The following is a 13,362-nucleotide window of genomic DNA, read 5'->3' as shown; positions in this document are numbered from 1 at the left end:
GATGACAGGGTCCGCTCAGGCCGTGGCCGAGGTGCGTGAACGCCAGTCCAAGGTCTTCGGCTTCTACGGCCGGTTCATGGACGTGGTCCCGTACCTGACCCTCGCCGTCGCCACCGCGCTGAGCGCCCTCATCTCCGACCTCGGCCCGGCCGACAGGACCGCTTCGGCGGTCCTGTCGGCCGCGGCCGCGCTCTGGGTGTACTTCGGGTTCACCCGCATGTCGGCGGAGCCGCCGGTCCCCCTGGTCCGCATGACCGTGTACTTCGCCGGCCTCACCGTGCTCGGCTTCGTGCTCATGCGCTTCGACATGCTGTACTTCATCTTCGTGATCACCGGCTTCTTCCACGCCGGCCTGCTGCGTCCCCTGTGGGCGGTGGTCCTGGGGATCTGCGCGACCTCGCTGGTGGTGAACTCCACTGTGGCCGAGGAGCCGACCGCCGAGGGCGTCGCCGTGTACGCGGTGATCGTAGTCATCCAGACCGCCGCGATCAGCCTCGGTTTCGTCATGAACGACCGGATGGAGCGGCTCCGGACCCAGCGCGAGGAGGCGTTCGCCGCCCGCGAGGCCGCGCTCCAGGAGAACGCGGGCCTCCACATGCAGCTCCTGACGCAGGCCCGCGAGGCCGGCGTCCTCGACGAGCGCCAGCGCATGGCCCGCGAGATCCACGACACCGTCGCGCAGGGCCTCGCGGGGATCATCGCGCAGCTCCAGGCCGTGGACGCCACGGACGACGAGGTCCAGCGCCGCCGCCACCTCGACAGCGCGGTGGACCTGGCGCGGGAGAGCCTGGCCGAGGCGCGGCGCACCGTCCAGGCGATCGGGCCGCCGACCCTCGACACCGCGCAGCTCCCGGAGGCGCTCGCGGAGGTCTCGGCGAAGTGGTCTGCGGCCCATGAGGTCCCGGTGGAGCTGGTGACGACGGGCGAGGCCCGGCCGATGCACCCGGAGGTGGAGGTGACGCTGCTGCGGGTGACGCAGGAGGCGCTCACCAACGCGGCCAAGCACGCCGGGGCGGGCCGGGTCGGCATCACACTTTCCTATATGGAGGACGAGTTGGCGTTGGACGTGCGCGACGACGGGGTCGGGTTCACGCCCGGCAGGACGAAGCAGGGCGTGAAGGGCGGATACGGCCTGGCCGCGATGCGCCAGCGCGTGACCCGCCTGGCGGGGAGCCTGTCGATCGAGTCGGAGCCGGGCCGCGGCACGGTGGTCTCGGCGATCGTGCCCGCGGTGCAGGGGGTGCCCGATGCCGCCTGAGCCGATCCGGGTGCTGATCGCCGACGACCATCCGGTGGTGCGCGACGGCCTGCGCGGGATGTTCGCGAGCGGCGGCGACATCGAGGTGGTGGGCGAGGCGTCCGACGGCCGCGAGGCCGTGGACCGGGCGCTCGCGCTGGAGCCGGACGTGGTGCTCATGGACCTGCGGATGCCGGGGACCGACGGGGTGACGGCGATCCGGGAGCTGGCGTCGTTGGGCGCCTCGGCCCGGGTGCTGGTGCTGACCACGTACGACACCGATTCCGATGTGCTGCCGGCGATCGAGGCGGGGGCGAGCGGGTACCTGCTCAAGGACGCGTCGCCGGACGAGCTGCGGCGGGCGATCCGGGCCGCGCACGAGGGCGGGACGGTGCTGGCGCCGTCGGTGGCGTCGGTGCTCATGGCGCAGGTGCGCCGGCCCGCGGCGGCCGGGCCGCTGAGCGAGCGGGAGCTGGAGGTGCTGTCGCTCATCGCGAAGGGGCGCGGGAACCGGGAGACGGCGGCGGAGCTGTTCATCAGCGAGGCGACGGTGAAGACGCACCTGATGCACGTGTACGCGAAGCTGGAGGTCAACGACCGGGCGGCGGCGGTGGCCGTGGCGTACGAGCGGGGTCTGCTGCAGCCCAGGGGGCGTTGAGGTTCGGGGGCGGGTCCGTTGGAGTGGGCGGCCCGCCCGGCCAGAGAGCGCTCTCTCGCTGTGCGCGGTCTCCGGCCGGGCGGTTCCTCCTCCCCAGGGGGTCGGTCAGGTGACGGTGAGCGTCAGGCGGGTCGGGTTGCCGTCGAAGGCGACGCCGGACTGGTCGGGGACGCCGTCGGGGGTGACGTCGTCGTAGGGGAACGCGTAGCCGATCGGCGAGTTGTCGTGGACGGCGCGCGCGTAGTGGTTGGTGACGTCGTGCGCGTAGAAGTCGCCGACCGCGGGCCCGTTGGGCTGGTCGGCGTGGCTGTGGACGGTGCTGCGGTTGAACGCGGCGGCGAGGCGCGCGAGCGCGGCCTTCTTCGAGTCGTTGTCGGACGGGTTGTTGGTGAACGGCCCGTGGTTGCAGGTGAAGACGTCCTGCGAGTTCGGTTTGGAGAAGGTGGACCCGTCGTTGAAGACGAGCGTGTCGCCCTGGACCCGGCCGGTGATGACGCCCCGCCCGCCCTGGAGGTCGATGCGGAGGTCGTTGCTGCGGTAGTGGTTCCAGACCTGGTCGGCGTAGCCGGTCCAGTAGTTCGCGAACGGCATGTTCGGCTGCCCGAAGTAGGGCGCCATGACGTTCTGCGGGGAGACGACGCGGAGGATCCGGCCGTCGCCGCCGCGCATGACGAGCGTGTCCCACGGCTGGCCGTCGGCGGCGGCCTGGGCTTCGAGGTCGGCGGCGATCGAGGCGACGGCCCCGTTGTCGAGGGCGGCCACCGAGTGGTCGCCGTCGCCTTGGAGGCGCAGGCCGATCGGGAGCGCGGTGACGAGGTCGACGTAGCTGACGTTGACGAAGAGCTGCACGTCGTTGAAGGTGAACTCGCAGAACGAGACGATCTTGCCGTAGTTCGAGTCGGCGGGGTTGTGGAGCGCGGGTTCGACGAGCGCGGGGCCCGGGTTGACGTAGAAGTCGAGTTTGGACTCGCGCACGAAGTAGACGCGGGCGCCGTACATGCGCGGCAGGGTGACCACGGCCGGGGCCGCGCCGGGGGCGTTGAGCGGGATCGCGCAGTCGACGGGGAGCGGCGTGTTGGTGCCGCCGGGCTGCTGGATGTAGTACGGGCCCTGGCCGCCGCCGCGCAGGAGCATCATGCGGTCGGTGCCGAACTCGCGGCCGGTGACGTAGGCGTGGACGTTGGCCGTGTCGGTGTCGTTGGCGAGCGCGAGTTCGCAGGTGGCGGGGGCCGCTTCGGCTTCCGGGGTGGCGAAGGTGCGCCACCACGGTGAGCTGGCGGCGACGGCGCCTGCGGCCGCGGTCAGGGTGATCATGGTTCTGCGGGAGACCATCGAGGTACCTCCGAAGGTTCGGATATCGAGGAATTCGCAGACATTAACATGGTTTGTTAACGAATCAAAGGGGCGAATCATCTCGAAACGCTTGCCGCACGCAGTGAAGCGCTTTCAGCACGAATGGTGAGCGGCGGGGGTATTGACCTGTGGGCCTTGGGGTTTGTAGGCTACCGATTAGATCGATGTATTGAAACGATTCATTCCTTGGGGGCCTCTTGTCCGCTCTCCCCGATCCCGCTCCCCCGCCCGTCGCGTCACTGCGGGGCGTCGCCAAGTCCTTCGGCGCCGTCCGGGCGCTGCGCGGCGCCGACCTGGACCTCTACGCCGGCGAAGTCCATGCGCTCGTTGGCGAGAACGGCGCCGGGAAGTCCACATTGATCAAAGTCCTGGCGGGACTGCACCGCCCCGACGCCGGGACGGTGGCACTCGACGGCGAGCCGGTCGCGTTCGCCGACACCGCCGCCGCGATGGCCGCCGGGATCGCCGTGATCTACCAGGAGCCGGCGCTGTTCGGCGACCTCACCGTCGCCGAGAACCTGTTCATCGGGCGCCAGCCCAAGGGCCGCTTCGGCCTCATCGACCGCGCCGCCATGCGCCGCGACGCCGCCGCGCTCTTCGCGCGCCTCGGCGTCCCCCTCGACCCCGACCGGCCCGCCAAGGGCCTGTCGATCGCCGACCAGCAGCTCGTCGAGATCGCCAAGGCCCTCTCGCGGCACGCTCGCGTCCTGGTCATGGACGAGCCGACCGCCGCCCTGTCGGGGGTCGAGGTCGAGCGGCTGTTCGGGGTCGTGCGGGCGCTGCGCGAGGACGGCGCGGCCGTCCTGTTCATCTCCCACCGCTTCGACGAGGTCGAGGCGCTGTGCCAGCGCGTCACCGTCATGCGCGACGGCGCGCACGTCTCCACCGACCTCCTCGCCGACGTCACCGTGGACCGGCTGGTGCGGCGCATGGTCGGGCGCGACCTCGGCGCGATGTTCCCCAAGCAGGAGGTCGAGCCCGGCGAGGTGGTCCTGGAGGTCGAGGGCGTGACCCGCGAGGGCCGGTGCCGGGACGTGTCGTTCACCGTGCGCGCCGGGGAGATCGTGGCGCTCGCGGGCCTCGTGGGCGCGGGCCGCAGCGAGGTCGTGCAGGCGGTGTTCGGGATCGAGCCGCGCGACGCCGGGCGGGTGCGCGTGGGCGGTCGCGAACTGCCGCAAGGAAATCCGCGGGCGGCCATCCGGGCGGGGGTAGCGCTGGTGCCGGAGGACCGGCGGCAGCAGGGGCTGCTGCTCGACCTGTCGGTCATGCGGAACGCCACGGTCACGCGCCAGCGCTCGCTGGCGCGCTTCGGATTCCTCACGGGGGGCGCGGAGCGGCGGGCGGCGCGGGACTGGAGCGCGCGACTGAACGTCAAGTACGGCAGGCTCACCGACGCGGCCGGGACGCTCTCGGGCGGGAACCAGCAGAAGGTCGTGCTCGCGAAGTGGCTCGCGACGGACCCGAAGGTGCTCATCGTCGACGAGCCGACGCGCGGGATCGACGTGGGCACCAAGGCCGAGGTGCACCGGCTGCTGTCAGGCCTGGCCGCGGACGGGGTCGCGGTGCTCATGGTGTCCTCGGAGCTGCTGGAGGTGCTGGGGATGGCCGACCGGGTCCTGGTGATGCGCGAGGGCCGGATCGCGGGCGAGCTGGACCGGGCCGAGGCCACGGAGGAGTCCGTGATGTTCCTGGCGACCGGGCGGGAGGCGGCGGCATGACGGCGGTCGAGGCGCGGTCGGACTCGGCCACCGCGACCGGCTCCGCGGTGCTCGACCTGGTGCTGCGGTTCCGGGCGCTGGGGCTGGTGCTCGCGCTCGCGGTGCTGGTGGGGGTGACGGCGTCGCTGAACCCGCGGTTCCTCTCCGGGCAGTCGGTGCGGGACCTCTTGTTCGCGGCGGCGGTGACGCTGCTGCTGGCGTGCGGGATGACGGTGGTGGTCCTGACGCGGGGGATCGACCTGTCGGTGGGCTCGGTCCTCGGGCTCTCGGCGTACGTGACCGGGAGCGCGTTGAGCGCCACCGGGATGGCGGTGCCCCTCGCGCTGCTGCTGGGGCTGGCGGTCGGGGCGGTGTGCGGGGCGCTCAACGGGGCGATCATCCACTTCGGACGGGTTCCGCCGCTGGTGGCGACGCTCGGGACGCTGTACGTGCTGCGCGGGGTCGTGTACTTCGCGGCGGGCGGGTCGCGCATCAACGCCTCGGACCTGCCGCGCGCGTTCCTCGACTTCGGGAGCGGCCACGTCCTCGGCGTGCCGTACCTGTTCGCGGTGTCCGTGCTGGTCCTGGCCGCGGTCGGGGTGTTCCTGGGGCGGTACCGGGCCGGGCGGGACCTGTACGCGCTCGGGTCGAACCCGGAGGCGGCGCGCCTCGCGGGCGTGCCGGCCGGGCGGCGGCTGATGACGGCGTACGTGCTGTCGGGCGCGCTCGCCGGGCTCGGCGGGGTCCTGTACGCGGCCCGGTTCGGGACCGTCGACGCCTCGGCGGGGTACGGGATCGAACTCGATGTCGTCGCGGCCGTGGTGGTCGGCGGGGTGGCGATCTTCGGCGGATCGGGGACGGCGCTCGGCGCCGGTCTGGGGGCGCTGCTGCTCACCGTCATCGACAACGCCCTGCCGGTGCTGCGGATCGACCAGTTCTGGCAGCAGGCGATCGTGGGCGCGCTCATCCTCGCGGCGATCGCCCTCGACCGGCTCGTAAGCGTCAGGGCCGCACGGGCCCTGCGGAGGAAGGGGTCCCACGTTGACTGACACGGCGAAGACCGGCCCCCGCCTCCGCGAGGCGGCGCGGACACTGGCCACATGGGACGCGGCGATCATCGCGGTCACCGCGGGGTTCCTCATCGTCGCCTCGGTGTCGGTGGAGCACTTCGGGACGGCGCGGAACGCGGGGTACATCGTCCTGGACCTGGCCCCGATCCTGCTGCTGGCGCTGACGATGACGCTCATCGTCACCACCGGCGAGATCGACCTGTCGGTGGCGAGCACCGTGGGGCTCACCGGCGCCGCGATGGGCGCGATGTGGAACGGCGGCATGGCGCTGGAGGCGATCATGCCGCTCGCGGTGCTCCTCGGCGCGGCCCTCGGGGCGGTGAACGGCCTGTTCGTCACCGGGTTCGGGCTGCCGTCGCTCGCGGTCACCATCGGCACGCTCGCGCTGTACCGCGGGCTGGCGTACGTGGTCCTCGGGGACACTGCGGTCGCGGACTGGCCGCGGCCGTTCACCGGGTGGACGCTCGGGCGGATCGGCGAGAGCGCGGTCCCGAACGTGCTGGTCCCGCTGGTGCTCCTCGCGGTGATATGTGGCGTACTACTGCACGCGACCCCGGTCGGCCGCTCGATCTACGCCGCCGGGGCGAACCCGGTCGCCGCGTCCTACGCCGGGATCGCCGTCGGCCGCCTCAAGTTCTGGCTGTACGTCGCCTCGGGCGCGATGGCCGGGCTCGTCGGAGTCCTGTGGACGCTGCGGTACTCCTCGGCGCGCGCCGACAACGCCGCCGGGCTCGAACTCACCGTCATCGCCGTGGTGCTCCTCGGCGGCGTCTCGATCTTCGGCGGCAAGGGCGCCCTGCCGGGCGTGCTCGCCGCCGTGGTCCTGCTGGTGTCGGTGCAGAACGCGCTGCGCTTGGCGCACGTCTCGACCGAGGCGCTCACCGTCGTCACCGGCTCTCTCCTCATCGTCGCCGTCCTCGCACCGAACGCCCTGGTCGCCTTGCGGACCGCACTCCGCAGACGCCGCCCCACCGCCAACGGCCGCACCGCATGAAAGGCAAGCCCATGAACCGCAGACGCCTCACCCTCCTCACCGCACCGATCCTCGCCCTGGTCCTCGCCTCGTGCAGCGGCACCACCCAGGGCGAAGACCAAGGGGGCGGCCCCGGCGGCGACGCCAGCGCCGACCCCAACGCCGAGTTCGAGACCGGCCTGACCTACGCGATGCTCCCGAAGTCGGTGAACAACCCCTACTTCGAGGCGTCCAGCGCGGGCGCGGAGGCCGCCGCGAACACCCTCGGCGGGGAGTTCGAGTACACCGGGCCCTCCGACGCCTCGGCGTCGTCGCAGGTCAGCTATATCGACACGCTGAGCCAGCAGGCCACCGACGTGCTCCTGCTCTCGGCGAACGACCCGAACGCGCTGTGCTCGTCGCTGGAGCAGGCCCGCGCGGGCGGCACCGTCGTCGTCACCTTCGACTCCGATGTGGACCCCGGATGCCGGGACCTGTTCGTGTCGCAGGTGGACAGCGACGAGGTGGGCCTGACGCTGCTGGAGATGGCCGCGGAGCAGATCGACGCGACCGGCGAGATCGCGATCCTGTCGGCGACGGCCAACGCCACCAACCAGAACGCGTGGATCGACGTGATGGAGGCCGAGCTCGCGTCGAACCCGAGCTACGCCGACATGAAGCTGGTCGACGTCGTGTACGGCGACGACGAGGACGAGAAGTCGTTCTCCGAGACGCAGGGCCTGCTCCAGGCGCACCCGGATCTGAAGGCGATCATCTCCCCCACCACCGTGGGGATCGCGGCCGCGGCCCGGTACCTCTCGGGCACGGAGTTCAAGGGGCAGGTCGCGCTGACCGGGCTCGGCACGCCGAACCAGATGCGCGAGTTCGTGCAGGACGGGACGGTCACCGAGTTCGCGCTGTGGGACCCGACCGCGCTCGGCGAGCTGGCCGCCTACACGGGCGCGGCCGCCGCGTCGGGGATCATCACCGGCGCCGAGGGTGAGGTGTTCACCGCGGGTGAGCTCGGCGAGTTCACCGTGGGCGCCGACGCCGTGGTCACGCTCGGACCGCCGACGCGGTTCAACGCCGAGAACATCGACGACTTCGACTTCTAGAGGACCGACCTCTCAAGGACCGGCTTCGCAAGAGCCGACCCCCAGGGAGCCGCCTTCGAAAACCGGCTTCTCAAGGGCCGACTTCCGATGCGCCCCAACCGGGCGGCCGCTCGCGCGGCCGCCCGGCCAAGGGGTTATCCGCGGTCGGCCTCGGTGTCCGCGAGCGCGGCTCCCGGCACACGGCGCGGGAGCGGGGCCTCGATCTCCGCCAGCGCCGCGCCGGGGACCCGGCGCGGCAGCTCCACGAGCACCTCCGTGCGGCCGCCGCTGAGGCGTTCGCGCAGGTCCGCGAGGCCCTTCGCGGTGACGCGGATCTGCGGCGGGTCGATGACCCGGCGGCCGGTCCGGGGGTGCGAATGGGACTGGGGGATCTCGGACAGGCGCCCGGCGGTGATCGCGGACTGGTAGACGCGCCAGCCGTGGTCGCCGCGCTGGCGGTAGGTCCAGCCGTAGTCGGCCAGGGCCGCGAAGAGGCGGTTCTGTCCGATCTCGATGAACGGGTCCCGCGAGAGGATCTTCGCCGCGTCGCCCACGGAGAAGTCGCCGCGCCCGGAGGCCAGCACCTCCCACGAGGCCGCCGCGGGGGCGAGGTCGGCGAGCTTGATCTGCAAGCGCCGCTTGGCTTCCAGTGCGGCGAGGTAGCGGCGGGCCACCTCGATCTCGTCGAGGTCGTCGGCGTCGATCGGGACCGGCGCGACGGCGACGTCGGCGGCGATCCCGCGGAGCACGACGGCCGTCTGGGCGGCGTCCTGGTAGCGCTGCCAAGCGCGGTATCCGAGGTGCGGCATGGCGTCCCGCACGGCGGGCTGCTGCTGAACGGGGGCGGATTCGAGCATGTTCGGCTCCTCTCGGGAGGGCGTCCTCAGCGGCTTCCAAGGACGGTCCTACTATCGATCATACGTTCGGGGTACGACATTTCCCGCATGTCGAGCGGCATGAATTCCCCCAGTTCAGCGAGTATTTTTCGCCCTCGTCCGCGGTGTTCGAAGATCCGCTCCGCAGGCGCCCCTGCCCTACCCTTGGAGGCGGATCCACCGACCTTCTTCCCCGGGAGTGAGCCACTTGGACGGCGCCGCACCGAACCTCCAGGACGTCCTGCGGCTGCGGCAGCAGGACGCCTTCGTCGGCCGCGACGCGCGCCTGTCCGAGTTCCGGGACAACCTCCGCCTCCCTCCCCTCCACCCCGACCGCCGCTACATCGTGAACGTCCACGGCATCGCGGGCGTCGGCAAGTCCTTCCTGCTCCAGCAGTTCCGCCGCATCGCCGACGCCGAAGGCGCGGCCTCGGCACTGGTGAACGAGGACTACTTCGACGTCGTCGACACCATGGCGGCCCTCGCCGCCGGGTTCGCCGCCCAAGACGCCCGCCTCACCGGGTTCGAGGACCGGCTCGCCGCCTACCGCCGGCGCCGCCGCGAACTCGAGAGCGATCCCGAAGCGCCCCTTGGCGACCTGGTCACCACGACCACCGTCCGCGCGGGGATGGCGCTCGCGAGGACGGTCCCCGTGGCCGGGGCGGTCGCCGAGTTCGTCGACCCCGACGCGGTCGCCGGGCAGGCCAACCGCCTGCGCGCCTACCTGGTGCGGCGCTTCGGGAAGCAGGCCGACATCGACCTGCTGCTGTCCCCAGTGGACGCGCTGACGACCTCCTTCGTCGCCTCGCTCAGCGCCGTCGCCGAGGACCGGCCCGCGGTCCTGTGCTTCGACACGTTCGAGCGCACCGCCCCCTACCTCGAGAGCTGGCTCCTGGACCTCTTCTCGGGCCGGTTCGGCGGCCTCTCGGCGAACGTCGTCACCGTCGTCGCGGGCCAGTTCGCCCTGGCCGACAACCGCTGGTCCCCGCTGCGCACCCTCATCGCGGCCCACCCCCTGGAGCCGTTCACCGACGCGGAGGCCCGCGGCTTCCTGGCGCAGCGCGGGATCACCGGCGAAGCGGTCGTCGAGGTGATCCTGCCGCTGTCGGGCCGGATCCCGATGTGGCTGGCGACCCTGGCCGCCCGCAGCCCCCAGGACCCCGGGTCGGTGCCCGACCCCAGCGAGGACGCCGTCGAGCGGTTCCTCCAGTGGGAGCCCGACGAGCAGCGGAAGCGGCTCGCGAAGGCCGCCGCGCTCCCCCGCCGCTTCAACCGCGACGCGCTCCTGGCTATCCCCGCGGCCGGGGAAGTCGACGACCTGCTGGCGTGGCTCCTCCAGCTCCCGTTCGTCTCCCGCGCCGGCGACTACTGGCGCTACCACGACGCCGTCCGCGACCCGATGCTCCGCCTCGCCCGGGTCACCTCCCCGCAGCGCTGGCGCGAGCAGCACCGGGCCCTCGTCGCGCATTTCGCGCAGGAGCAGGCCGCCCTCGGACTCGCCGAGGCCCGGCGCCGGTCCGACCCGCAGTGGCAGTCGCTGGCCGTCGAGGAGCACTACCACCGGCTATGCGCCGCACCGGGACCCGCGTTGCAGGACGCGTTCGCCGCGGCGGTCGACGCCACCGACGAGGGCGTCGCGGCGGCCCGCCAGTGGGCGGCGATGCTCACCGAGGCCGGCGCCGCGTCCGGGTCCGAGCGACTGCGCTCGTGGGGCGAGCGGCTGACCGGGCTCCTGAAGGACCGGGACGACGACACCGCGTTCCTGACCGCGCTCATCGACAGCGGCGAACTCGCCCCCGATGCCCTCGCCGACGCCCTCAGCGGCCGGGGCGAGTCGCACCGGTTCGCGGGGCGGTACGAGCAGGCGCTCGCCGACCTCGACCGGGCGGTGACCATGGTGCCGGGCCGGGCGCGTTTCCACCGGCGGCGCGGCCTCGTCCACCAGGCCCTGCGGCGGTTCGACGAGTCCCTTGAGGACCTGACGCGGGCCGTCGACCTCGACCCCTCGCCGGCGACGGCGCTGCTGCACCGCGGGCTGACCTACCGCATCGTCAACCGCGACGCGGAGGCCATGGCCGACTTCGACCGCGCCGTCGCGCTCGAACCCGGGAACCCGGCGCTCCACCGTCAGCGCGGGATCGAGCACCGCCTGGGCAAGCGGTACGACGCCGCGATCGCGGACTTCGACCGCGCCATCGCGCTCGAACCGGAGAGCCCGGCCAACATCGAGGAGCGCGGCGTCACCCACCAGTTGACCGGGCGGTACGACGACGCGCTCGCCGACTTCGGCGCAGCGATCGCGGCCGACCCCGAGAACGACAGCGCCATCGCGCAGCGCGGGTACACGCTGTTCCTCATGGGCCGCAGCGACGAAGCGCTCCGCGACCTGGACCGGGCGCTGGAGCTGAACGCCCGTGCGAGCTGGACGTACGGGCTGCGCGGCGGGGTCCACGCCGACCTGGGGCAGACCGACCTCGCCCTGGCCGACTACGACCGCGCGATCGAGCTCGACCCGTACATCGGGATGCCGTACACCGAGCGCGGATCGCTCCTGCACTTCCTCGGCCGCGACGAGGAGGCCATCGCCGACCTCGACCGCGCCATCGCGCTCGACTCCGCCGACGAGACCGCCTACCTGCGTCGCGGATCCGCGCGGTACCGGACCGGGCGGTACGGCCTCGCGCTGGAGGACTTCGGGGAGGCGGTGGCGCGGGACCCCGGGAACGACCTGGCCCTCACCGAGCGGGGGCGCGCCTACCGGGCCCTCGAACGCTACGAGGAGGCGGTCGCGGACTTCACCAGGGCCGCGGCGCTGGCGGGCGACGAGTACTGGGACCTGGTCGAGCGGGCCGAGACGTACCGCCTCATGGGGCGTTTCAGCGACGCGCTCGCCGACCTCGACCGGGCCGTCGCACTCGCTCCCGACCTCGCGACGGCGTACGAGCGGCGCGGTCGGGCCTACCGGGACCTCGGACGCTGCGCGGAGGCCCGGGACGACTTCGACCGCGCGGTCGCGCGTGATCCGGAGTTCGAGGCCGCCATCGCCCAGCGCGGCGAGATGCACCGCGTGCTCGGCGATCTCGACGCCGCGCTCGCCGATCTGGACCGGGCCGTCGAGCTCGACCCCGACGACCCCTGGAACCGGGGGGAGCGCGGCCTGGTCCACCTGCTGCGGGGCGACCCGGATGCGGCGGCGGCCGACCTCGCCCCGGCCCACGCGTCAGCGCCATCGAGCGGTTGGTGGCGGTACGTGGCAGGGCTCGTCGCCGCGGTCGCCGGGGACGGGGAGGAGGCCGCGGCGGCGTTCGCGGCGGCGGCCGGCCTCGGCCGGGAGGAGATCGCCGCGGGCCCTGCCGAGGGGTTCCTGCGGACCAACCTGGTCCTGTACCTGCTGCTGGGCGGCGATGCGGCGGCGGCGCGGCTCCAGCTCAGGGACGTCCTGGAGTCGTCGCCGGGCATCGCCGTCGCGAACGAGTTCCGCCGGGAGCTGTCGTTCCTCGCCGCATGCCCGGGGCTGGACGTCGCAGGGGTCGAGGAGTTCGCGCGGGCCGTCGCCGCGTACCTCGACGGGGCCTGATCGCGGCGCCGTCGCCGGCACCGCGATCACCGATCGCGTCTACGCCTTGCCGACGGCCGAGACCAGGGCCTCCGCCAGCTCGACAGGCTTGGTGAACTGGGGCCAGTGGCCCGTCGGCAGGTCGATGTAGGTGACGTCCTTGACCGAGGCGGGCTCCTTGACGAACGGGACGCCCTGCTCGATCCAGGCGAGGATCATGGCGCTGCTGAACTCGCAGCAGATGATCGTGGCCGGCACGTCGAAGCGGCGCTCGTCGGAGAGGACCTGCTTGTCGTACGCGACGCCTTTGGGGGTGGGGATGGCGCGGGCGCGGAAGGCCTCGCGCAGTTCGGGGGTGAGATCCACGAGGTCCTCGTCCTCGAACACGTTCCAGTCGGGGAGCGGGATCTCGCCGTCCACGACCGGCAGCTCGTCGTTGATGACGCCGCCGGGTCCCAGGGGCGCCGAGTCGACGTAGACGACGCGCGCGATCCGGTCGGGCCGGGCATCGGCGACGGCGTGCGCGACCGCGCCGCCGCCGGAGTGGCCCACGAGCACCACGGGGCCGTCGAGCGCGTCGACCTGCGCAATGACGTGGTCGATGTGGTCGCGCAGGCCGATGCCGGAGCGGTCGGCGTCGCGGGACTCCATGCCCGGCAGGGTCAGCGCATGGGTGCGGTGCCCGGCCTTCTCCAGCGCGGGAGTGATCTCGTCCCAGGAGGACGCGTCGAGCCAAAAACCGGGAATCAGAATGATGTCCATGGCCCCGACCCTAGCGGCGCCCACCGACACCCCGTCCGGAACGGCTCAGGACGGCACCGGAACCTGATCGATAACTCCTCGTGTCCTCCGATCGGGGGAGACGAAATC

The 13,362-nt window shown here is 72.6% G+C and carries 10 protein-coding genes; 7 read left to right on the top strand and 3 right to left on the bottom strand.

Features of this window, described 5'->3' with window-relative positions:
* Window position 1: 1 nt before the first annotated feature.
* Window positions 2-1,258 carry a sensor histidine kinase gene (locus BLS99_RS23265; protein WP_218126817.1) on the top strand — a complete coding sequence of 419 codons (1,257 nt, stop codon included), beginning with the start codon at window positions 2-4 and terminating at the stop codon, window positions 1,256-1,258.
* Window positions 1,248-1,895, top strand: coding sequence for a response regulator (locus BLS99_RS23260; protein ID WP_091054130.1), 648 nt, complete (start codon window positions 1,248-1,250; stop codon window positions 1,893-1,895). Before BLS99_RS23265 ends, BLS99_RS23260 begins: the two co-directional genes overlap by 11 nt.
* A gap of 105 nt (window positions 1,896-2,000) precedes the next feature.
* Here BLS99_RS23260 and BLS99_RS23255 read toward each other — a convergent pair whose 3' ends face one another.
* Window positions 2,001-3,227: a beta-1,3-glucanase family protein gene (locus BLS99_RS23255; protein WP_091054129.1), complete on the bottom strand. Its 1,227-nt coding sequence runs from the start codon at window positions 3,225-3,227 to the stop codon at window positions 2,001-2,003.
* 218 nt (window positions 3,228-3,445) lie between these two features.
* Here BLS99_RS23255 and BLS99_RS23250 point away from each other — a divergent pair, with 218 nt between their 5' ends.
* Genes BLS99_RS23250 through rhaS form a run of 4 tightly spaced genes read left to right on the top strand, consistent with a single transcriptional unit; the run spans window position 3,446 to window position 8,082 of the window.
* The gene (locus tag BLS99_RS23250) at window positions 3,446-4,966 is read left to right on the top strand and encodes a sugar ABC transporter ATP-binding protein (protein WP_091054128.1); all 1,521 of its coding nucleotides are present in this window, start codon (window positions 3,446-3,448) and stop codon (window positions 4,964-4,966) included.
* Window positions 4,963-5,994 carry an ABC transporter permease gene (locus tag BLS99_RS23245; protein WP_091054127.1) on the top strand — a complete coding sequence of 344 codons (1,032 nt, stop codon included), beginning with the start codon at window positions 4,963-4,965 and terminating at the stop codon, window positions 5,992-5,994. The genes BLS99_RS23250 and BLS99_RS23245 overlap by 4 nt, the downstream gene beginning before the upstream one ends.
* Window positions 5,987-7,009 (top strand): ABC transporter permease, encoded by a 1,023-nt coding sequence (locus BLS99_RS23240; protein WP_091054126.1) that lies wholly within the window; start codon window positions 5,987-5,989, stop codon window positions 7,007-7,009. Before BLS99_RS23245 ends, BLS99_RS23240 begins: the two co-directional genes overlap by 8 nt.
* 11 nt (window positions 7,010-7,020) lie before the next feature.
* A complete protein-coding gene (rhaS, locus tag BLS99_RS23235) occupies window positions 7,021-8,082 on the top strand; it encodes a rhamnose ABC transporter substrate-binding protein (protein ID WP_218126816.1) in 1,062 nt (353 codons plus the stop codon).
* Window positions 8,083-8,216: 134 nt separating this feature from the next.
* Here rhaS and BLS99_RS23230 read toward each other — a convergent pair whose 3' ends face one another.
* A complete protein-coding gene (locus BLS99_RS23230) occupies window positions 8,217-8,918 on the bottom strand; it encodes a phage antirepressor KilAC domain-containing protein (protein WP_091054124.1) in 702 nt (233 codons plus the stop codon).
* Between the two features lie 226 nt (window positions 8,919-9,144).
* Here BLS99_RS23230 and BLS99_RS23225 point away from each other — a divergent pair, with 226 nt between their 5' ends.
* A complete protein-coding gene (locus BLS99_RS23225) occupies window positions 9,145-12,513 on the top strand; it encodes a tetratricopeptide repeat protein (protein ID WP_091054123.1) in 3,369 nt (1,122 codons plus the stop codon).
* 39 nt (window positions 12,514-12,552) lie between these two features.
* Here the strand turns inward: BLS99_RS23225 and BLS99_RS23220 are convergent, their stop codons facing one another.
* Window positions 12,553-13,254: an alpha/beta fold hydrolase gene (locus BLS99_RS23220; RefSeq protein WP_091054122.1), complete on the bottom strand. Its 702-nt coding sequence runs from the start codon at window positions 13,252-13,254 to the stop codon at window positions 12,553-12,555.
* Between the last annotated feature and the right edge of the window lie 108 nt (window positions 13,255-13,362).

The organism is Glycomyces sambucus, assembly GCF_900102815.1.
Lineage (GTDB): Bacteria > Actinomycetota > Actinomycetes > Mycobacteriales > Micromonosporaceae > Glycomyces > Glycomyces sambucus.
This window is presented reverse-complemented; position numbering and strand designations above follow the sequence as displayed.